This is a genomic window from Gardnerella sp. KA01000, assembly GCF_049244035.1.
GTDB lineage: Bacteria > Actinomycetota > Actinomycetes > Actinomycetales > Bifidobacteriaceae > Bifidobacterium > Bifidobacterium leopoldii.
Genome location: NZ_CP058367.1, coordinates 527,997 through 550,465 on the forward strand (window position 1 = coordinate 527,997; position 22,469 = coordinate 550,465).

Annotated in this window: 14 protein-coding genes and 1 pseudogene; 14 read left to right on the top strand and 1 reads right to left on the bottom strand. The window is 44.1% G+C overall.

The annotated features are described in order from the left end of the window. Positions 1 to 420: 420 nt before the first annotated feature. The 10 genes and pseudogenes from HXT58_RS01915 to pyrE all read left to right on the top strand — a co-directional run bounded on the left by HXT58_RS01915 (position 421) and on the right by pyrE (position 18,163). A pseudogene (locus tag HXT58_RS01915) lies at positions 421 to 7,405 on the top strand (peptidase). Between the two features lie 211 nt (positions 7,406 to 7,616). Next, positions 7,617 to 10,805 (top strand): bifunctional [glutamine synthetase] adenylyltransferase/[glutamine synthetase]-adenylyl-L-tyrosine phosphorylase, encoded by a 3,189-nt coding sequence (locus tag HXT58_RS01920; protein ID WP_415696160.1) that lies wholly within the window; start codon positions 7,617 to 7,619, stop codon positions 10,803 to 10,805. 81 nt (positions 10,806 to 10,886) lie between these two features. Further along, on the top strand, positions 10,887 to 11,120 hold the full coding sequence (locus HXT58_RS01925; protein WP_308583204.1) for a hypothetical protein: 234 nt from the start codon (positions 10,887 to 10,889) through the stop codon (positions 11,118 to 11,120). Beyond that, positions 11,120 to 11,452 carry a type II toxin-antitoxin system RelE/ParE family toxin gene (locus tag HXT58_RS01930; protein ID WP_308583203.1) on the top strand — a complete coding sequence of 111 codons (333 nt, stop codon included), beginning with the start codon at positions 11,120 to 11,122 and terminating at the stop codon, positions 11,450 to 11,452. The genes HXT58_RS01925 and HXT58_RS01930 overlap by 1 nt, the downstream gene beginning before the upstream one ends. A 141-nt stretch (positions 11,453 to 11,593) precedes the next feature. Further along, the gene (gene pyrB, locus HXT58_RS01935) at positions 11,594 to 12,829 is read left to right on the top strand and encodes an aspartate carbamoyltransferase (RefSeq protein ID WP_415706230.1); all 1,236 of its coding nucleotides are present in this window, start codon (positions 11,594 to 11,596) and stop codon (positions 12,827 to 12,829) included. Between the two features lie 55 nt (positions 12,830 to 12,884). After that, the gene (locus tag HXT58_RS01940) at positions 12,885 to 14,297 is read left to right on the top strand and encodes a dihydroorotase (RefSeq protein WP_415696161.1); all 1,413 of its coding nucleotides are present in this window, start codon (positions 12,885 to 12,887) and stop codon (positions 14,295 to 14,297) included. Between the two features lie 34 nt (positions 14,298 to 14,331). Continuing rightward, the gene (pyrF, locus tag HXT58_RS01945; protein WP_410294626.1) at positions 14,332 to 15,375 is read left to right on the top strand and encodes an orotidine-5'-phosphate decarboxylase; all 1,044 of its coding nucleotides are present in this window, start codon (positions 14,332 to 14,334) and stop codon (positions 15,373 to 15,375) included. Between the two features lie 94 nt (positions 15,376 to 15,469). After that, a complete protein-coding gene (locus tag HXT58_RS01950; RefSeq protein WP_004106407.1) occupies positions 15,470 to 16,366 on the top strand; it encodes a dihydroorotate dehydrogenase electron transfer subunit in 897 nt (298 codons plus the stop codon). A 5-nt stretch (positions 16,367 to 16,371) separates the two neighbouring features. After that, entirely contained in the window at positions 16,372 to 17,397 is a 1,026-nt protein-coding gene (locus HXT58_RS01955) for a dihydroorotate dehydrogenase (RefSeq protein WP_116442756.1), read from the top strand. Between the two features lie 73 nt (positions 17,398 to 17,470). Next, a complete protein-coding gene (gene pyrE / locus HXT58_RS01960) occupies positions 17,471 to 18,163 on the top strand; it encodes an orotate phosphoribosyltransferase (protein WP_004106403.1) in 693 nt (230 codons plus the stop codon). Here the strand turns inward: pyrE and HXT58_RS01965 are convergent. Next, positions 18,139 to 18,528 carry a YccF domain-containing protein gene (locus HXT58_RS01965; RefSeq protein WP_004106402.1) on the bottom strand — a complete coding sequence of 130 codons (390 nt, stop codon included), beginning with the start codon at positions 18,526 to 18,528 and terminating at the stop codon, positions 18,139 to 18,141. The two genes, pyrE and HXT58_RS01965, sit on opposite strands and share 25 nt — an antisense overlap. Positions 18,529 to 18,645: 117 nt before the next feature. Between HXT58_RS01965 and HXT58_RS01970 the strand changes: the two genes are divergently transcribed. The 4 genes from HXT58_RS01970 to carA all read left to right on the top strand — a co-directional run bounded on the left by HXT58_RS01970 (position 18,646) and on the right by carA (position 22,449). Next, positions 18,646 to 19,842 (top strand): zinc-ribbon domain-containing protein, encoded by a 1,197-nt coding sequence (locus HXT58_RS01970; RefSeq protein ID WP_004106400.1) that lies wholly within the window; start codon positions 18,646 to 18,648, stop codon positions 19,840 to 19,842. Between the two features lie 92 nt (positions 19,843 to 19,934). Further along, entirely contained in the window at positions 19,935 to 20,498 is a 564-nt protein-coding gene (gene efp / locus HXT58_RS01975) for an elongation factor P (protein WP_004111770.1), read from the top strand. Between the two features lie 167 nt (positions 20,499 to 20,665). Continuing rightward, entirely contained in the window at positions 20,666 to 21,151 is a 486-nt protein-coding gene (gene nusB / locus HXT58_RS01980) for a transcription antitermination factor NusB (protein ID WP_064340544.1), read from the top strand. 86 nt (positions 21,152 to 21,237) lie between these two features. Beyond that, positions 21,238 to 22,449 carry a glutamine-hydrolyzing carbamoyl-phosphate synthase small subunit gene (gene carA, locus HXT58_RS01985; protein ID WP_064340539.1) on the top strand — a complete coding sequence of 404 codons (1,212 nt, stop codon included), beginning with the start codon at positions 21,238 to 21,240 and terminating at the stop codon, positions 22,447 to 22,449. Positions 22,450 to 22,469 lie beyond the last annotated feature (20 nt).

A 22,469-nucleotide genomic window follows, 5' to 3' on the forward strand; every position in this document is an offset into this window, starting at 1 on the left:
ATAACTTTTATTTGCGTGACTGCGTGCGACTGAATATAAATGTATATCTATGTATAAATGCATAAAATAATTGCGTTTTATACTAAACATGTGTTTAGAATTACCATTAAAACTGTAATCTAGCTTACATTTGTTATGAAAGTTTTCGCCCCAAAAATCTGCTAAAAATGTTGGAATAAAGCCTCTGGGGGGGGGGCTTCATAGGCTATACATTATAACAAATACGTTGCAAAATATTCGTATATTCGGTATTATTGAATGTAAATCTCAATAAAAGAGATTGCGCTTTTGAGAGCTGAGCAGAAGTTTCATATGTATTTGACCGTAGTTCGATCAGCGTTTGATTACTGCACAAAGCTCTTCACTAATAAATTCATAAAGACTTGTTCAGAGAGAATCTGGTATTCAAGGAGATACACAATGGCTAATTCAAATTCCGGAAGGCATGCACGCAAGGTTACATTGGATGCTGCAGTAAGTAATGCGATTGCTAAGGCTGTGGATGCACGCAAGGTGGCAGCATTTACGGTTGGAGCCGCTGGCGTGTTGGCTGGTGCGGCGTTCGCTTTTGGAGCAACTCCGGCAATGGCGGCGGAGAATGGTGCTGCGGCTGGTGCGGCTTCGGTTCCTGTTGAGGCTGGTAAGAAGCCTGGTGTTGAGGCTGAGAATAAGGATGCTGCTAAGTCTGATAAAGCTAAGGAAGAGGTTAAGAAGAATCAGACTGATGTTAATAAAGATTCTGAGCAAAAGTCTGAAGAAAAGAAGCAGCCTGAAGAGAAACCTGGCAAGACTAATCTTGAAAAGAAACTGGCTAACAAAACGAAAACTTCTACGCAGTCTGTAGTAAAGGTTGACGGTGAGGCTGGTGTTACTGAGACTGAACAGAAGACTGCGAGTGTTGAGTCTGTAGATAATAAGGCTACAGATAGCACTGCTGCTACTGATAAGACTGCAAATAGCACTCCTACAGCAAATTCCGCAAGGAAGCGTTCAAAGCGTGCAACGGTTGAAGATAAGCAACTTGATGATACTAAGCCTGAAAATCAGGATCGCGCTTCTAATGATACAGCAAATCAAGATCCTAATAAAATTACGCCAGCTGCTCAAGCAGATGGAAGCACCAAGATTGAAATTAACGATAATAATGCTGACTCTGTACCAAATGCGTATGCTTGGGGAAGCTCAGACAACACGTATAGCGTAAATGGCGAAAAGCACACTGTTACTTTCCATTTTGCAGCTCCAAAAGATGGTAGCAAGATTACCAGTATTGCTATTTTCCCTGCTAGGACAAATGGTTTCAATAATGCAAAAAGTGAGAGAGGTATTGATTTTTACTCGAAAGATCCAAACAAACATAAAGCCTATTCTGGCGAATATATATTTACTGCTAATTCCGATGGATCTGCAACTCTTACGATGAGCACTCTTTTTAGGGATGGTAACCTTAATGGCGGTGCTGAGAAGTATACAGCCAGTCGCTCTATTTTCGTGTATGTAACTAAAGATGGTAGTAGTACAGAAACTATTGCATATAAAACGAATGTATTCCGTGCTGTAACGCTTGTTCCGCCAAAAACTTCTGGATCAGTGGTGCTGAAATATAATCAGCCTCTTACGGCAGAAAAGGTTCAAGCAGCAATTACTGAAGCTGGCAATATTGAGACGGCGCGTAGTGATAAGAAGTCTGTAAATGATCAGCTTTCTGGAACGTTTACGCAAAATATTAACGTAAGGTCTGCGGATGCTTACGACAAGACTACGTTTGATGCTATTAATGCTAAAAAAGCTGGCGATGATAATACTTACGTAGTTGGCGCGAAGACGCTTAACACCTATATGGTTACGGATTTGGGCTTTAAGTCTGAGGCTATTCCGCTTACCGTTGCGCGCTACGATGATCGCATTGACAAGCCGATTGTGGAAGATCCGACTAATCTTTCGGCTGAAGTTAAGGAAGAAATTAAGACGAAGCTTGCCAAGATTAATGGCGTTACAGCAGATAAGATTTCGTTTGATGGAGATAATGCTGTAATCCATTTTGACGGCGTGGATGAAAAAGATGCTCCTAAGATTGCTCTGCGTGACCTTGTGTTGAAGAAGTTTACCGAAGATCAGATTAAGGTTCCTGCAGAAAGTACCGCAACTGTTATCTACAATCCACTCGCTTACTCTGATGCTGAGATTAAGAGCATTAAGAAGGCTATTTACGAAGCTAATAAAGACAACACAGAGCTTGGATTAAGCGCTACCGACTACGAGAAGCAGATTACGCTTTCGTATCTTACTGGCAATCTTACTGCGGCTGGTCATGCAAATCAGGGCATCTCGAATGGTCAGGCAGAAAATACTATTACCGTTAAGATTAAGACCGATAAAGCGGTTGCTGAGTTTAAGTCTGATGTAAAGGCTGGCAAGCTCACGCGTTTGGCGGATATTCGCAAAGATTACGACGTTTCGTGGAAGAATAATAAAATTGCCGGCCGCGACACCGACGAAGGCCTTTCGTGGAGCGAAGACCACAAGACCATCATTTACCGCTACGACCCAACTAAAGCAGAAGGGTTTGATACAAATAAGATTCTTAATTTGTTGAAAGCTACGCCGAAGGATGGCAACGCTGGTTTGCGCGGAGCTTACTGGTGGCGAAGCTCTTGCTCATGAAGGCGATAAAGAAAACGCGCAGAAGTCGCATGTGGGCTACGTGATCGACAAGAACGGCCAACCTACAACTGAGTTGTCGCTCGGCAATATGAGCGGTGCTTATTGGCAATATAGTCAGAATGTTTCTAATTCTGGTGAAAATCTTGGCGATTCTGAATCGAATGCAGGATCGTATTCCTGGGATGAAGAAGCTAAGCCGGTAGTAGTTGCTGCTAAAGGAAACAAGGTATATAAAGCGCGCCTGTTTGTTTTGCCGTATGGATTGACGATGTATAGAAACATTTACATCGAAAATGGCAAAAACCCTGGGAATACGCCTAAGGCGATTAACGTTATCTTTGTGCCGCAGACGAATCATAAGACAAGTGATTTGAAGAAGTCGGTTGAGGATCACAAGACTACCCATGTTGAGGGTAAGGAAGTTCCTACTGATTCTGCATACTACAACGCTTCGGACAAGGTAAAGAGCGACTATGATGATGCGTTGAAGGTTGCTAAACAAACGCTTGAAAAAGTTGGTAACACAGCTGATGCTGATTTAACCGAAGCGCTTAAGGCTGAGGTTGATAACGCAACCATTAAGCTGGAAAAAGCTCGCAAAGCTCTTGATGGTGACGCTACCAAGAAAGAGGAGCTTAAGAAATCCATCGATGAGAACGGTAAAGCTGCAGAAGGTCAGCAAGCTGCTACAGGCACGCAAGCAACAAACCAGTTCAAGAATGTGAGCGATCCTGACTTTAAGAAGTCAGATGGTTCTGCCGACACCGACAGGAACGAAGCTGCTAAGAAAGCAAAGACAGCTTACGATGAAGCACTTCAAGCTGCTGAAGCTGCAAGGGACAACAACAACGCCACGCAAAAAGACGTTGACGCTGCTAAGGCAAAGCTTGATGCTGCGCGTAAGGAGCTTGATAAGTACAGCACCAACAAGGATGAGTTGAATAATGCAATCGCTCAGCATGGTAAGGTAAAGACTGGTGATACGTCTAAGCAAGGCGAGGAGAAGCTCAAGACCGCTGACCCAGCATATCAAAACGCAACTGAAAAAGAGCGTACAGCTTATGATAACGCTGTAAAGAAGGCAAACGATCTTTCTAAGGATCCAAGCGCTTCTCAAAAGGACGTTAATGCAGCTATTGATGAGCTTCAAAAAGCCAAAGCAGCTCTTGACGCTAAAGCAACCGATAAGTCGCAGCTTATAACTGCCGAAAAGCTCACCTTTGATAATCCTAATAATGATGCAAGCAAGCAGAGTACCTTCTACAAGAATGCCGCTGCGAAGAAAGACACCGACCCTGCTGCTAAAACTGCTGTTGAAAACTATGACACTGCGTTAGCTAAGGCTCGTGAGGTTCTTAAGAAAGATAATGCAACTCAAAAAGAAGTTAATGATGCTAAAGATGCATTAACTAAGGCCGAAAACGCTCTGCATGAGAATTATAAGTCCGATGCTAACGATCTTACGAAAGCTCTTGCAGACAACTTTAGCGGATATCTGATGCCAGCCTACTTCAACGCTTTCGATAAGGCGCAAGCTGGAGACACTGATGCTAAGAAAGCATTCAAAGATTACAACGATGCTTATCAAAAAGCTAAGGCTCTGAAGGAAAAGTTTGCTAAAACTAATCCAGCTGAGCAGCCAACTGCTACAGACATCGCCGATGCAAAGAAAGCTCTTGAAGATGCTCGTAAAGTCATCGACAAGTATGCAACTAATACCAGCAGGCTTTCGGCAGCTGTGTTTAATGACCTTGCTATAAAGCTCAGCCCTGCGTATAAGAATGTATCTGAAGCTGATGCAAGCGCGGATGCAAAGGCTGCTAAGAAGAAGTATGACGATGCCGTAAAGAAGCTACAACAGGCGCTTGAGAAAAAGATGCCTAAGGATCAAGCAGATGGTAATGATATTCCTGATACAAATACTCCTGATAAGGATGGCAACCCTGACAGCGGAGACTACCTGAAGAATATTCAGGCACACGCACAAGGCGAGCCTCTGGATAGGGATGTTGACGCTATCCTTAAGGAAATGAACGCTGCAGCTGCTGAGTTGAATAAGTTTGCAACCAAGACTGACGCGCTGCTTAAGTCTGTTAACGAGGATGATGCAACCAAGCAGACTCCTGCGTATAAGAATGCTTCTGTGCCTGATTTCAAGAATGATGATGGCACTGAGAATGCAACTAAGAAAGAAGCAGCTAAAAAGGCTGTAGACGATTATGGCAAAGCTCTTAATGAAGCTAAGGAATTGCTCAAGAATCCTGCTGCAACTCAGAAGGAAGTCAATGATGCGTTGAAGAAGCTTGATGAAGCACGCAAGGCTCTCGACGCTTACAACACCGACACCGCCAAGCTTGTGGAAAGCGTAAAGAAGCACGGCTCTACAGAGGGCCCTGCAGCTACAGAAGGAACGCAAACTTCTGATGCGTATCGCAATGCGTCTGATCCTCACTTCATGAAGGCGGATGCAACTGACCCAACTAAGTTAGTTGAAGATACCGAGAGGAACAACGCTGCTAAGGAAGCCAAGAAGGCGTATGATGAAGCTTTGACAAAAGCTCAGGAGCTTTTGAAGAAGCATGACAGCGCTGACACGCCGCAAGACGCAAAGCCAACTCAAAAAGACATCAACGCCGCACTTAAGGCTCTCGACGATGCTCGTACTGAGATTGAGAAGTATAAGACTGTTACTACTGATCTTGAGACAGAAACTAAGAAGTCTACTCCAGAGCATGCTGCTGTTACTGAAGACGACTTCGAGAATACGCCTGAGTTCCAGAATGCTGATGCTAAGAAGAAGGATGGCGCTGACGGTAAGAAGGTAGACAATGATGATGTGAAAGCGTACAAGGATGCTTTGGCAAAGGCACGCAAGTTGGCGCAAGATAACACATCCAATACGCTCAGCGATCATCCAACTCAGAAACAGATTGATGATGCTCTTAAGGCTTTGCAAGATGCTAAAAAGGCAATCGACGACAGCTTCGGTACTAAGATTGACGATTTGAAGACTGAAGCTGCGAAGTCTACTGCCGATACGACAGATCCTACTGCTAAGCCAACTGCTGGGTCATTTGAGAGTACTACTGAGTATCAGAATGCGCTTGCTAAGAAGACTGATGACGGCAAGGATAATGCTGACGTTACTGCTTATAAAGAAGCGTTGAAGAAAGCTAGGACTTTGCTTGAAAAGTTTGGTGATGACGGTAAACCAAAGCCTGGTGCTAAGGATGTTCCAACTCAGCAAGAAGTTGACGAGGCTCTTAATAATCTGAAGGAAATTAAGGATAAGATTACTAAGAACTACGTCACTAGCCCGCACGACTTGCAAGAAGAAGTTGATAAGTCTAAGGACGGCAAGGACGACACCAGCACCGACGTGTTCGAGAACACTCCAGAGTTCAAGAACGCGACTGCTAAGGCTGATGATACGTCTAAGAAGGCTCTTGACGACTATAACGAGAAGCTCACAGCAGCCAGGAATCTTCTTGCTGCCTTTGATCGCACTACTGGCAAACCAGTAACACCTCTTCCTCAAGGCATGACTCAGGCTCCAACCCAAAAGCAACTTGACGATGCTCTAGATGCCTTGAAAGCCGCTAAGCAGAAGATTACTGACGGTTATAAGACTAATAAGTCTGATTTGACTGCTGAGGCTGGTAAGGATTCTGATTTCACTAAGACTCCTGAGTATCTAAACGCTCAGGCTAAGGGTGATGATGCGTCTAAGCAGGCTCTTGACGACTACAAGAAGGCTCTTGAGGATGCGAATAAGGTTCTTGGTGATAAGAATGCTACGCAGAAGCAGGTTGATGATGCTTTGAAGAAGCTTCAGGATGCTAAGTCTAAGCTTTCGGACGGTTATAAGACTGATAAGTCTGATTTGACTGCTGAGGCTGGTAAGGATTCTGATTTCACTAAGACTCCTGAGTATCAGAATGCTCAGGCTAAGGGTGATGATGCGTCTAAGCAGGTTCTTGACGACTACAAGAAGGCTCTTGAGGATGCGAATAAGGTTCTTGGTGATAAGAATGCTATGCAGAAGCAGGTAGATGATGCTTTGAAGAAGCTTCAGGATGCTAAGTCTAAGCTTTCGGACGGTTATAAGACTGATAAGTCTGGATTGCAGTCTGAAGCGGATGCTGATGCTAAGTTCCGTGATTCTGTATTATTTATGATTGGAATGACTGAGGATATTGACGCTTATAACACTGCTTTGTCTGAGGCTAAGCGTGTGCTTGCAGATCCGAATGCTACTCAGGCTGAGGTTGACGCGGCTTTGAGGAAGCTTCAGGCTGCTAAGTATAAGATTAATCATCCGTTTGGTATTGGTAGTGGTGTTGGAAGCGGCTCTGGCTCTGGTGCTGCTGCTGGTTTCGAGACTACTGATTCTCAGAGTGCTTCGGTTGATAAGACTGCTTTGAGAGTTGAGGTTAATAATTCTGAAGCAGATTCTTCTACTGCATCTAAGGCAAATACTGCTGCTGCTAGAGCTTACGTGAATGCTTTGGCTGAAGCTAAGCGTGTGCTTGCAGATACTAATGCTACTCAGGCTCAGGTTGATGCGGCTTTGAGGAATCTTAAGAACGCTAAGGCTGCGTGGCGTAATGCTTCCGGTAATGCTAGTGGTCTTGCTAAGACAGGTGCTGCAACTGGCTTGTTTGCAAGTCTTGCCGCGGTCTTCTCCGGACTTGGTGTTGCAGGCGTGGCTTCTCGCCGTCGCAAGCATTCTAACGAGTAGTCTTGCGCCGTAATTAAGCAAATTCCCTCGCAGGTTATCTTCCGATAATCCGCGAGGGATTTTTGTTTCTCGTGTTTTTGTTTCTCGTGTTTGGAGTGCTGCGCTAAGCTAATTGCTCCAAACGTGAGATAAGTTACGCGCGCCACATTAAGCAAGCGCGAAAGCAGGTAGTTTCTCAGCCTTGTACACCACCACAATGTAAAGTTGCGGTATGGAAAGTGCGAACAGAACAGATAGTACAACTACTGAAACCAACTGCAACGAAAGCAGCACAAACTCTTCCGCACTCACCTCAAGAAGCCTTATTAAAGCGGGCTTTGCTCGCCCGGATGCCGCACGTTGCGCAATGATGGCAATACGCAAAAACTGCAATAAAATATCGTTTGAAACACTACTAAGAAGCGCGCTTACAGTTGAAGATCCAGATTCTGCATTGCTTTCATTGCAAGATTTAAGTGAAGCATACCCCGAAATAATAAATAATATTTCAACTTCAAATTCGCAAGTGTCTGACTCATTAACAAGCCTAATGCAAGTATTAGGTGCGTCTAACGCGTTGGCAATGCTTATGCGCACAAGGCCTAATCTTATAAAAGCTGCAGCAAATGACCCGAATCATCTTTTTGCAATGACTAGGGAAGAACGCGTAAAAGACTTACTCGAAGCAATACAAGCTTACACTGCAACAGTTGTTTCTTCTGAAAGCAGCGATTCTAACACAATTTACTTAACATCACTCGGCTTTGCACAAGCAGTTTCTGCGCTTCGTGCGCGCTACCGTGAGCATGTTGCTGCAATTATGGCGGCTGATTTAGCGAGCGCTGACCCTGTTGAAGTGCAGCCAGATATTAGCCGTAAGCTTTCCGACGCTGCCGATGCTGTTTTAGAGGCAGCGTTGTCTATTTCGCGAGGACAGGTTACTGGTTCTTCCGCATGCAGATTTGCGATTATTGCTATGGGCAAGCTTGGAGCGCAAGAAATTAACTACGTTTCCGATATCGATTTGATTTATGTTGTGGAGCCTGCGGATTTAAGCAACAAGCAGAACCAGGATGCTGCTTTGCGCGTTGGTGTTTCTATGGCAATGGTTTTGCAAAAAGTATGCCAGTCGGTGGTTATGGGCTCTGTGGAGCCTCCGCTTTGGCAGATTGATACTGCGCTTCGCCCGGAAGGTAAGGATGGTCCTCTTGTTCGTAGGCTTGATTCTCATAGAGAATATTATGAAAAGTGGGCGAGTAGCTGGGAGTTTCAGGCGCTTTTGAAGTCGCGCCCTGCAGCAGGGGATACGGATCTTGGAAAAGCTTATCGCGATATGGTAGAGCCGTTTATTTGGAAGGCTTCTGGTCGTGAGCATTTTGTAGCTGACTGCCAGCATATGCGTCAGCGTGTGGAGTCGCTTATTCCGGCTTCTCAACGCGATTTGGATATGAAACTTGGTAAAGGCGGCTTGCGCGATGTTGAGTTTACTGTGCAAATGCTGCAGCTTGTGCACGGAAGTGAGGATGAGTCGCTTCGAGTAAGGGATACTATTTCCGCTTTGCAAGCGTTGGCTCAAGGTGGCTACGTCTCTAGGTCTCAGGCGGCGCTATTGGCAGAACACTACCGTTTTGAGCGTGTTCTTGAGCATCGTCAGCAAATGTGGAGTATGCATCGCACGCATTTGTTCCCAGATTTGGGTGCGCAAGGAAACGGCGGCTTGGATCGCGCGCGCACAATTTCTACAGAGCAGCTTAACAACAATGAGCAGATTTGCCGACTTGCTCGTGCTGTGCGGCTTCGTCCGGAAGAGTTAGTTGCGCGTTTTGATAAAGCTCGTCGTGAAATTCGGCACTTGCATAAGGATATTTACTACCGTCCGATGCTTCCTATTAACGCTCAAACGGATGCGGATCCTATTGTGCTTTCGCCGGAGGCTGCTCGCGCGCGCTTTGCTTCTATTGGTTTTGCGGATGCTCGCGCAGCACAGTTGCATGTTGAAGCGCTTACAGAGGGGCTTTCTAGGGCTGCTAAAATTCATAGAATTTTGCTTCCGGCAGTGTTGAAGTGGCTTGGCGACGGGCAGAATCCGGATATGGGTTTGCTTGCGTGGCGGCGTCTTGCGGAGCGTTTTGGCGGAAAAAATACGTATCTTGGTTTTTTGCGTGATTCTCCTTCCGCAGCTCAGCGTCTTTGCCACGTTTTGGCGGATTCGCGCTATCTTGGCGACGCTATGATGCAGTCTATGCAGTCTATTACTTGGCTTGGAGACGACGAAGCGTTATCTGCGCGCGATAGGGCAAGTCTTGACATGCAAACTAGTGCAATGGTTGCGCGTTATGCAAGTAATATTGCGGATTTTGCGCAGTCTTTGCGCGCTCTTCGCCGGCAGGAAATTGAGCGAGTAGCTTTAGCTTGGATGTGTGGTCTTATTGATGACGATACTTCTATGCTTGCAATGAGTGACGTGTTTGATGCTATTTTAGATGCGACTTTGCAATGGTCTATGCGTGAAGCTGTGTCAGTTATGAATTTGAATGCTCCTCAAGCTGAAATTGCTATTATTGCTTTAGGTCGCTACGGTGGTAGAGAAGTAAACTTCTGTTCTGATGCAGATATTATGGTAATTTACAAGCCGGTTGGTGAAGTTTGCGATTTAAATGCAGCTCACCGCTTTGCGCAAAAAACTGTAGATATTTTGCGTAATATTTTGCAAGGTCCTCTTACGCTTGAACCAAAAATCATGGTCGATTTGGATTTGCGTCCGGAAGGGAAAGACGGTCCGCTTGTTCGTTCGCTAGAATCTTGCGAAAATTATTATCGTCAGTGGTCTAGTACTTGGGAGCATCAAGCGTTGTTGCGAGCGCGTTTCGCTGCAGGTTCTAAGGAATTGGCGGATGCTTTGCTTGATGGCGTTGTGAACGAATTGCGCTACGCTGCAAATCCTCTTAGTGATTCTCAGCTTGCTGAAATTCGTAAGCTTAAAGCGCGCATGGAAGCGGAGCGTTTGCCTCGAGGTGTGAGTAGGGATAGGCATTTGAAGCTTGGTCGTGGCGGTTTAAGCGATGTTGAGTGGACTGTGCAATTGATGCAATTGCAATATGCTTCAAAGCATGAATCTTTACGAGTAGTTGGAACTATGCAAGCATTGAAAGCATTGCAATCTGAGCATTTTATAAGCGACGAGGATGCTGAAGTTTTAAGCCGCTGCTGGCATATGTGTTCTGCAGTGCGCAACGCAAACTTCTTGTGGTCTGGCTCAATGGCTCGCGCAGATATTATTCCAACTGACTCGTATTCTTTGGGCGGAATCGCAACTTACCTTGGCTATGAGCCGAATCAGGGCCGCGTTTTTGAAAACGATCTTTTAGCAACCATGCGTCAGTGCCGCGAAATCATGTCTCGTCTTTTCTACGCTCGCTAATCATTTCATCTTTAGTCACTTTACATTTATTGTTGCATTATTTGTTTTAAGTTATAATTACAAGACGGGAGGTGATTTTTAATGAAAAATGCAGTAATAAGTAATGATGTAAAAGAAAGAGCTAACTCTTCAGTTTTTTATGCTGATGCTTCTGCAACTATAAGACAAGCAGTCAGTAGTGAAAATTTAGAAGAAAATGACGAATTATTATCTACTGATTTTGCTGCAAAACTTATGCATAGTTATAAGCAGTCAGTTTCTGGTTTAGCACGCCCATATGCGGATGTTTTTGCTGAGTTAGAAAAGGGCTTGTAATGAGTTCTTTTAATATTCTTGTTACTCAAGATGCAGAAAATGATTTAAAAAATATAAGAGACTATATTGCATCTAATATCTCTAAGAAAACTTCCGTAAGAATTATTAATCTTATTAAATCTAGTATTGAAAGACTGTCTCTTTTTCCTCAGTTTGCGCCTGCAGTCAAGTATGAGCCTTGGAATTCACTTGGCATGCGTCGTATAGTTGTAAAGAATTTTCTTGTTTATTACAGAGTTGTTTTAGAAGAAAATACAGTTTATATTTTGAAGGTTACTTATGGTAGACGTAATCAACAAACTGTATTGGAACAAATAGATTTATTGGATTAAGTACTTATTAAATGTTGCATTATAAGTTATAATTCTACGCCACTCCGTATATAGATTCGTCAACGCTAATCAGTAAAATTGCGTAGGTCGCGTGTGGTTGCGACCGTCTTGCCAATTGACGGAAGGTGAGCGGTACTTATTATGACGAACGCAATTTCTAGTTCTTTGCATCAAACTTTTTCTCGCAGCACAATTGCAAATTCTCTAGCTGGCAAAAGTGTTGTTACATTAGACGATATTTCAACTGCGCAAATACGAATGCTCTTAGACAAAGCGCGATACATTGATTCGCACCGTAAAGAAGTGGCTCACACTTGCGATGGCAGAGTGTTGGCCACTCTTTTTTATGAGCCGAGCACGCGCACTCGCTTAAGCTTCGAAACAGCAATGCTGCGTTTAGGCGGAAAGGTAATCGGTTTTGCAGGTGCGCAACTTTCCAGCGCAAGCAAGGGTGAAACTGTAAACGATACTTTGAAAGTCGTGTCTAATTATGTTGATGTTGTTGCAATGCGTCACCCAAAGGAGGGTGCTGCTTTCGTTGCTACGCAAGCTGTGAGCACGCCTATTATTAACGCAGGTGACGGCGGCCACATGCACCCAACTCAAACTCTTGCAGACTTGGCAACTATTCTCGCGCGTTTTGGTCGCCTTAATAATCTCACTGTCGGTTTGTGCGGCGACTTAACTTATGGACGCACAGTTCACTCGCTTATTGAAACTTTGTGCCGCTTTGGAAACGTTCATTTTGTGCTGATTAGCCCGGATGAGCTTAAAACTCCGCAGTACGTAATCGACCGCATTAATGACACTCCTTCGTGCACTTACGAAGAAACTCGCGACTTGATGGAAGTTATTGGCAAGCTTGACGTGCTTTACATGACTCGCGTGCAAGAAGAGCGTTTTACGGATCGCGAGCAATACTTGCGACTTCGTGACACGTACATTTTGACTGAAGAAAAATTGCAAAAAGCAAAGTCGCATATGCCTGTGCTGCATCCGCTTCCTCGAATTAACGAGATTTCTGTTGACGTTGATGACGATCCTCGCGCAGCATATTTTGAGCAGGTTAAAAACGGTATGCTTATGCGTATGGCTTTGGAAAGTTCCGTTCTTGGAGACGAGCTTTGCGGCTACGAACCAACTGATTTTGTAAACGTGCCAGAAGACGAATTGCAAGCAGTTGACGCACATGGAATTTCATTAACGGATCCTCGCGTGCACGTAACAGACGTGAATGCGCCTGAAGATCTTACTTGCCTGAATCCTCGTTGCATAACAAACAGCGAACTAACTCTTAAACGTAAGTTCTACAAAGCTGATTCCGTAAGGCAAGAGTATCGTTGCATGTATTGCGACGAAGAAGCAGAAACTAAATAAAAAATTTAATAATATTATTATATAACTGTAAAAATTACGCAAAACCAGGAGTGAAATGAACGAATCAGGCACCTTAACTTTGCGCAATATCTCTGTGTGGGATACTAGCGAACGTATTGATCTTATTGTTGATGGCGTTCGTCAGGATGCCCTTATAGAGCAGAATGCGCGCGTTACTGGCGATATTGACGCAAGTGATTGGGTTGTTGCTCCTGGTTTTGCAGATCCGCATGTGCATTTTAGAGATCCAGGACAAACAGCAAAAGAAACAATGATGACCGGCAGTGAGGCTGCTGCGGCTGGCGGTTATACGCAAGTTTTGATTATGCCAAATACTGTTCCAGCTCTTGACGGCGAGCCTTGGGAAGATGCTCCATTTGATGTAGATAATGTAGTCGACTATTTGCAGCGCTATGGCTGCATTTACGGCGTAAAATTGCCAGTTCGCTACGATTTGAGCGTGTGCGCATCATTGAATCGTAAAGGCTTAAAGCCAAGCAATATTGAGCTTTGGAAAAAGTATGTTGCTGGAATCGACGACGACGAAAAAACTTCTCCTATGAAAAAGCACCCGATTACTGCTATAAGCGACGACGGTGCTGCAGTGCCTGAACCGATTTTGCGAGATGTGTTAGCTATGGCAAAACAAACTGGTTTGCCATTCGTGGAGCATTGTGAGCATCATGATACGGGAGCTGTGAACGAGGGTCCGGTCGCAAAAATGCTTGGTGTTGGTGGAATTCCAGCTTCTACTGAGCTTGCAATTGTTCAGCGAGATATTGATGCTTCCCGCGAAACTGGCGTACATGTGCATTTCCAGCATGTGAGCACTGCTGCTGCGTTTGAAGCTATTCGTAAGGCAAAGAAAGAGGATTTGCCGATTACGTGCGAAACTGCGCCTCACTATCTAGCTTTGTGTGATGAGGATGTTTTGCGATATGGTGCTATGGCTAAGATGAATCCTCCTCTTCGTTCAAAAGCGGATCGTCAAGCAACGCTCGCTGCTATTGCGGATGGCACAATTGACATGATTGCAACAGATCACGCGCCTCACACTGCGGAAGAAAAGTCAGGAGATTTTGCAAGCACTCCTAACGGAATTATTGGGCTTGAGTGCGCGTATGGCGTGTGCCGCAAAGTTTTGGTTGATGCAGGATATACGGACGATAAGCATTTAATCGAATTAATGGCAGTAAATCCAATGCAATTGATGAGCAGAAGACCTACTGATATTGCGGCTTTGCTTAACGTTTCTTCGCGATGCGCAAACAAGCGAACGCTGCGTTTAAGTATTACTGAGCACCCTGAAAACGTTGATTTAGTGCTGATTAATATGCGCGAAAATTGGGCGGTTGACGCAAATTCGTTCCATTCAAAAGCTCGAAACACTCCTTTTGATGGATGGCAACTTACGGGCAGGCCTGTTGCGACGATTATTGGTTCAGAAATTGCTTTCTCGAGAATGTGATTGATTAAATATAAATTTGGAATGGTAGTAAATTATGGACGAACTTATTGAAGCGATTGCAACCAAGCAAAATCCTAGCGTAGTGGGCTTGGATCCTAAGCCTGGAATTGTTCCTGCCGAAATTATTAGCTCTCTTGCGGACGAAGTTTTGCAAGAAGTAGAAGGCGAGGATGCGCTGCCAACGCTTTTAGCTACAGCTTATTTTGAGTTTAATCGTGCGATTATTGACGCGGTTTCGGATATTGTGCCGGCAGTAAAGCCGCAAATCGCTATGTACGAGGCGCTTGGTCCTGCAGGTATCGATACTTACGCAATGACCTGCGAATACGCAAAATCGCAAGGATTAGTTGTAATAGGTGACGCAAAGCGCGGAGATATTGGCTCTACAGCTGGTCAGTATGCGGCTCATTTAAGCGGTTTTGCTAATCTTTCTGCATATTTTGAAAACGACGCCACTAATAGCAACGCACTACCACAATCTCTTAAAAATCTTCTAAAAAGCTCTAAAAATCTTGACGTTTGGCATGAAGATTCGCTTACAGTAAACCCTTATATGGGTTCGGATGGAGTGAAGCCTTTTATCGATGAAGCATTAGCGCACGATAAAAGCATTTTTGTGCTGCTTCGCACTTCGAATCCTTCTAGCAAGGAGCTACAGGAGCTTATTTTGCAAGATGGCAAGCCAGTGTATGAGCATATGGCGGATTTGATTGAGAACTGGGGTGCTTCAAGCATTGGTAAGCACGGTTATTCAAGAGTTGGCGCAGTTGTAGGTGCCACGCATCCGCAGGAGGGCAAGCATTTGCGCGAGATTATGCCGCACACTTTCTTCCTTGTTCCAGGCTATGGCGCTCAAGGCGGTACAGCTCAAGATGTTGCTGGAATGTTTGATGCAAATTCTGAAGGCGCTATTGTAAATTCTTCGCGCGGTATTATTGGTGCTTGGAAAAAGTCTGAAGATTACGCTAAAAATCAAGGTCATATGTCTCTCGATGACATTCTTGATATTGTGCGTGATTCTGCAGCTGTTGCTGCGAAAAATATGCGTGACGACTTGCGTAATGCAGTGTATCGCTAGAATGTATAACTAAAATAAATATAACTAAAAATATAATTAAAATTAAAAATAAAACGCAACGGTACAAAACACATACAAGGGTAGGGGAAACCACATGAGTGATGGCATGTTTATTCCAACGCGAAAAGCCTCTGGAAACGCCATAATTACGTTACGTGAAGACGCTTTTGATTCTTCCGGCTCAAGTTCTGCAGACGAAAGCAATAATGCAAAATATTCACGCCTTTGGGGGCGCAGAGCTGTAGAAGTACTCAATAATGAGAAGCTAGACGAAGGCGTGTACCGTTTAACTTTGCGAGATTCTGAGATTGCTAAAAAAGCTGCTCCTGCGCAATTTGTGAACTTGTATTCCCCTGACCCAACTGCTATGCTTCCGCGTCCTTTTGGAGTTGCAAGCGTAGAAGGTGATACTTTTACTTTGATTTTTGCTGTGATTGGCAAAGGCACTGCTAAGTTTGCTGAGCTTAAGCCAGGAGATAGCATTGACGCTCTTGGTCCTTTAGGGCTTGGCTTTAATATTTCCAAACCTGCACATTATGTGTTGGTTAGTGGCGGCTTGGGCGTGCCACCTATTTTGTGTGCTGCTCAAGCGCTTTCAAAGCGTGAAGATTCTAGCGTAACGGCAGTGCTTGGCTACCGTAACAAACGTTTTGCAGATGATTTAACGAAAGAATATATTTCAGACGTACACAGTATTACAAATGCTGAAGGAACTGTTATTACACTTCTTGACGAACTTGAAAAAGTTAAGCATTTTGATTTCGACGACGATTTACCAACGGTTATTTTGTCTTGTGGTCCTTTGCCTATGATGAAAGCTGTAGCTCACTGGGCACATGAAAGAAATATTGAGTGTCAGCTCAGTTTAGAAGCGCGTATGGGATGCGGATACGGAACTTGCGTTGCTTGCGTTGTTGACACTTTGGAAGGCAGGCTGAAAGTTTGCAACGACGGTCCTGTTTTTGATGCGAATCGTTTGGGTTGGGAGTAAAAAATATGAGTGCTGTAAATAATGCCGAAAATAATTCTGTAAATAACGCAAATTCTGCAACAAATTGTGCAACAAGTTCCGCAAAAAATTCCGCTGAAACTTTTGGCTTTGACACTAGCCACATTTGGAAGCATCCAACTCAAGTTGCAGGCGTTAAGTGGAAAAACATGGTTGGAACTGCTTCTGGAACTTTCCAGCTTGCAGCTTGCCGACGCTTTTATGACGTAAGCCAACTCGGCGCAATTTGCACAAAAGGTGTTTCCCCTGTTCCGTGGGAAGGAAATCCTTCTCCGCGCACTGCAGAGTCTCCTTCTGGAATGGTAAACGCCGTTGGATTGCAAAATCCTGGTGTCGACCATTATTTAGTAGACGAGTTGCCGAAACTAAAATCCATGGGAGCACTTGTTATTACTAATGTTGCAGGGCACAGTGACGACGATTATGCGCAAGTTGTTGAAAAGCTTGCAGATTCTGCGGCCGACATGCTCGAAATTAACGTAAGCTGCCCAAACGTGACTCACGGCGGAATGAGCGTTGGTACGGATCCGGTTGCATTGCACCGCTTAATTAAGCGTCTTCGCGCAATGACAAGCAAGCCAATGATTGTAAAAATGACGCCAAATGTGACGGATATCGTTTCGATTTGCAAAGCTGCAGTTGATGCTGGAGCGGATGCTTTAAGCATGATTAACACGCTAGTTGGTTTGCGAATTGATATTCGAACAGGCGAGCCGATTATTGCAAACCGCACGGGCGGTGTTTCCGGTCCTGCTATTTTCCCGATTGGACTTGGATTCGTGTGGCGAGTGCGTCAAGCTATGCCAGATATTCCAATTATTGGCATTGGTGGCATTGATTCTGGCGAAAAAGCTTTGGAATACTTGTATGCTGGAGCGAATGCTGTAGAAGTTGGTGCTGCCGCTTTGGTGGACCCTACTGCTCCAATTCGCATTGCTCGCGAGCTTGACGATTTGCTTGATTCTCGTCCAAAGCTTGCGTCTTTACTCGCTGAAGGCAAAACTTGGCGCTGAAATTAAGTATTTAAAAAGTATTTAAAAAGTATTTAGAAAGTATTTAAAATCATTTTAAGAAAGAGAGCTAATTATGGCAGAATTAGACGAACGTTTTACAAAGTTTTTGCTTGATTCAGGTGCGCTTAAATTTGGTGACTTTACGCTGAAATCTGGTCGTCAATCACCTTATTTTATTAACGCTGGTGCTTTTGACGACGGCATGAAAATCGCAAATCTAGGCGCATACTACGCTGAGCGCGTTGTTGCAGCAATCGAAGATGGCAAACTTCCGCAAGATATCGACACTGTTTTCGGCCCTGCTTATAAGGGTATTCCGTTGGCAGTTTCTACGGCAATGGCTTTGACGAATAATCACAATATGCCTGTTGGTTTTACTTTCGATCGCAAAGAGCGAAAGGATCATGGCGACGGCGGAATTATGGTTGGAAAACCGTTAAAAGACGGCATGAAAGTTCTGTTAGTTGACGACGTGATGACTGCTGGAACTGCAGTTCGCGAAACTTTGCCAAAGCTTAAAGCGGAAGCAAATGTGCAAGTTGTTGGCTTGATTTTGGCAGTAGACAGAATGGAACGCACGAAAGACAGCGAGCTTTCTGCAGTAAAAGCAGTAGAGCAGGAGTTTGGCTTCCCAGTTTTGCCAATTGCAAACGTGCGCGAAATTTTCGCTGCAGCAAAGCGCTTAGTTAATGCTGACGGTAAGCCAGTTATGGATGAGGAATTAGCTTCGCGTGCTGCAGATTACTTGCGTACGTATGGTGCGTAATTATCCTCTACAATTTCGGAACCAAACGGCCACAACGCAAGTTTTGCCATTTTGAAAGATTGTATGCCAAATGGGATGCCAACAATTGTGCAGCAGCAAATGAATCCTGAAACGATATAGCCTAATGCAAGCATTGGCCCAATGAAAAATACAATCCATAGTATGTTCCAAATTGTGCTAGTGCCGCCTTGGTAAATAACATGTTTTCCAAATGGCGTGAGCGTGAGCTTTGCCATTTTGAATGCTTGAATACCGAATGGTATGCCAATAACGGTTATGCAAAGGAGGAAACTTATAAATAACCAGCTTGCAGCAATGAAAAGACCGCCGAATATCAGCCACACAATATTGCCAAGAAGTTTCATAAAAGTAGTATATAAGTTTTTTCAGTTTTAATGAAGTATGATTTTTGATAAGTGATTTATTGTAAGCGGGTTGTAAAATAATGCGTTGCAATAGATGCATTTGTTTAAAGGAAGAATATGTTCTGCACGCAATGTGGTAATAAAAATGATGATAATAGCAAGTTTTGCAATACTTGCGGAGCGCTTTTAGAAGTTACGTCAACAGTCGAGCCGTCAATCCAAAGTCAACAATACGAATTGCCTACTAACGAAGCGCCTACTACTGTATTTCCTGCGCAGGAAGCTTTATCGGATAATCTAAACGTTTTAGGTTCTCCTATTATGGGTTCTTCGAGTGAACAGCCTTCTATGAATAATTCACCTTACGTACAAGGCGAAGCTCCGGCTAATTATTCTCATTCAGAGGATGATAAGCGCAAGAAGAAAGTAATTATTACTTTAATAACCGCTATTATTGCTTGTGTTTTGGTTATAGGTGCTGGTGCATGGTGGTATGTAAATAGTGCGCGAACAGCTCAATCAAATAATAAAACTGAATTACAATCATCAAAATCAAAGAATAATAAATCTAAGCAGCATGTTCTAACCAATGATGATTTAGATTCAGACGATGAAGATAGTGATACTAGCAGCGATAAGGATAACGCTATTGGCGCGAGTGAAAAGCTCAATACCAAAAAAATCAATAAATTAGTAAGCAATTTTGCTTCAAATAATAGCGTATCTGTAGCGATTTCTGGCAAGAAGGGCATATTGTATGAGTCTTCTAATTCTCGTAAAACATTCCCTGCTGTAGGTTTTTATTTCCCTGTTGTTCTTTATACTAAGGATAATCCACAGCATGATTATGAAGATAAGTGTGAAGATGTTATTAAGGCAATGAGTAATGACTCCGCTAATGAGCTTTTAGATGATCAAGGTGGCATAGACGGATTAGATCAATGGCTGTCAGATAATGGCTATGCAAATACATCTTTTACTCGCAAATATGGTGATGTTGATGCATCGAACGATGGTCACGAAAATCTTACTTCTTCTCATGATGCTGCGATGATGCTTTCAAAAGCTATGCAAAATTCGACTATTGCCAATGCGACGGGTTACGATATTTCTGCTGATGGCGTGAACGTTCCAGACGGCATAGAGGTTATGGCTCATCGTGGTCAAGGAATTAAGAATGTTTATAACTATTTCTTGATTCTTAAGAAGGGCAAGAATAGGATCGGAGTGTCTGTTTTAACAAAAAGTGCAGATAAAGATGACGTTGCTGAATTTGTTTCAAAACTGTTGAATTTGTTGAAAAATAATCTCTAAATATATTAAGTTGACGCTTTGTGGCATAATAAGCAAGGTTTATTTCTTAGCTGCTTAATTTGCAGCCTATTAGCGAAAGAAACGGGTAACTCGTGGCACAGACTACCAATGATATTAAGAATGGATCGGTTTTGAACCTTGATGGTCAGCTTTGGACCGTCGTTAAGTTCCAGCACGTGAAGCCAGGCAAGGGTCCTGCTTTTGTGCGTACCACCATTAAGAACGTGCTCTCGGGCAAGATTGTCGACAAGACTTTTAATGCCGGCATGAAGATGGAGTTCGAGACCGTTGATAACCGCACGTTGCAATATTCATACGAAGATGGCGACAACTTCGTCTTTATGGATATGACCACTTACGACCAGGTTTATATTCCTAAGGTTTTGGTTGGCGAGCAGAGCAAGTATTTGCTTGAAGGCACCGACTGCATCGTAAGCTTCCATGATGGCACTCCTTTGAGCGTTGAGCTTCCAGCTTCCGTGATTTTGACTATTACTCACACTGAGCCAGGCTTGCAAGGCAATCGTTCTAACGCTGGTACTAAGCCTGCAACTGTGGAAACCGGTGCTGAAATCCAGGTTCCACTCTTCGTGGGTGAAGGCGAAAAGGTGAAGGTCGACACTCGTGACGGCTCTTACCTTGGTCGTGAAAACTAAAGAATTAATTATCTAATTAAAATAATTAGTTATCTAATTAAATTAGCTATTTATTTCTCAATAATTTTTATAGAGTGACCCGGTGGCGATTATTCGTTGCTGGGTCGCGTAATTTTTGATACAACTTTATTAAGTAATTTTTATACGTTACACAGAAGGGCGTTACGATGGCACGTTCTACCGCTCGTAAAAGGGCTTTGAATACGCTGTATGAGGCGGATGAGAAGAATCAGCATATTCTTTCTTTGCTTGAGGAGCGAGTTAAGGAGCCTGGCGCTCAAACTCCGCTCCCAGAGTACGCTATTGAGATTGTTCGAGGCGTAGGAGAGCGACGTAACAGAATTGACAAGACGCTAAACCGCTATTCGACTGGCTGGAAAGTTGGCAGAATGGCTGTTATCGATCGCAATATTTTGCGCATTGCAGTTTGGGAAATGCTTCTTAATGATGAGATTCCAGATAAAGTTGCTATTGACGAGGCGATTGCGCTCGCAAAAATGTATAGCGATGACGAAGCTATTGCGTTTATTCACGGCTTACTAAGCGCGATTATGGCAGATAAAGACGCTTGCTTGGCAAAGTTTAATGGCGAATCTTCTCCTGAAGACGCTGCTACGGAAGAGTCTACGGAAGAAGCTGCTGCTGCCGAGTAAGAAGCAATAACTATCGCCGGCGCGTCGCCCGTCCGCCAACCTGAGTAGACTTACCACGAATATCCTAAAGCCATAAGGGGGTTAAGGTGGATTACAGCGACACCTTTGCCGGATTCGGCAGTGATGATGCAGTATTGGTGTTGGAGGATGGTCAGGTTTACGTTGGTAAGCCTTTTGGTGCGCAAGGTTCTACGCGCGCTGAGATTGTGTTCTCCACGGGCATGACTGGTTATCAAGAAACATTAACTGATCCAAGTTATGATCAACAAATCGTAGTTCAAACATTCCCACACATAGGTAATACGGGAATAAATCACGAAGATCCAGAATCTGCCCACATTTGGGTTGCTGGTTACGTAGTTAAGAAGCCAAGCCCAGTAGTTAGCAATTGGCGAGCTGAAGGTTCCTTGGAAGACGATTTACAAAAGCAAGGTATCGTTGGCATTAGTGGTATTGATACTCGAAAGCTGGTACGTCATTTACGCTCGGTAGGCGTTATGCGTGCCGGCATTTTTTCTAATAAGGCCCTGGTTGATCCGTCAACCGGGGCTTTTCGCACCGTCGCTTCTTTCGTTGATGAAATTAAGCAAACTCCTCAAATGCAGGGCTTGCGTTTAACGGATGAAGTCAGTACTAAAGAAACGTACACGATTGAGCCTTGCGGTGATTTTGAAGGAAAAGATCCACTTTACACTGTTGTAGCAGTCGACTTTGGTATTAAATCTATGACTCCTCACCGTTTGGCTGAGCGCGGCTGCCGCGTGCACGTTGTAAGCTCCTCAATAAGCTTCGAATCGCTGCAAGCGCTTAACGCAGACGGCGTATTCTTCTCGAATGGTCCTGGAGACCCTAGCCAAGCAAATCGCGAAGTTGAGCTTTTGCGCAAAGTTTTGGATGCAGGTTACCCGTTCTTTGGTATCTGCTTTGGAAACCAGTTACTTGGTCGCGCGCTCGGCTTTGGAACTTACAAGTTGAAGTTTGGTCACCGCGGTATTAATCAGCCTGTAAAAGACGTTACAACCGGAAAAGTGGAAGTTACGGCTCACAATCACGGCTTTGCTGTGGACGCACCTCTTGACGGTCCTGTGCAATCTCCTTACGAAAACGGACACTTTGGTCGCGTGCTAGTTTCGCATATTGACTTGAACGACAACGTTGTAGAAGGCTTGCAATGCCTTGATATTCCAGCGTTCTCGGTGCAATATCATCCGGAAGCTGCAGCAGGACCGCACGACGCTTCCTATCTATTTGACCGTTTTGTGCAATTGATGCGCGAAAACGCTCGAAAAAGCAAGTAATACTCGAAAAAGCAAGTAAG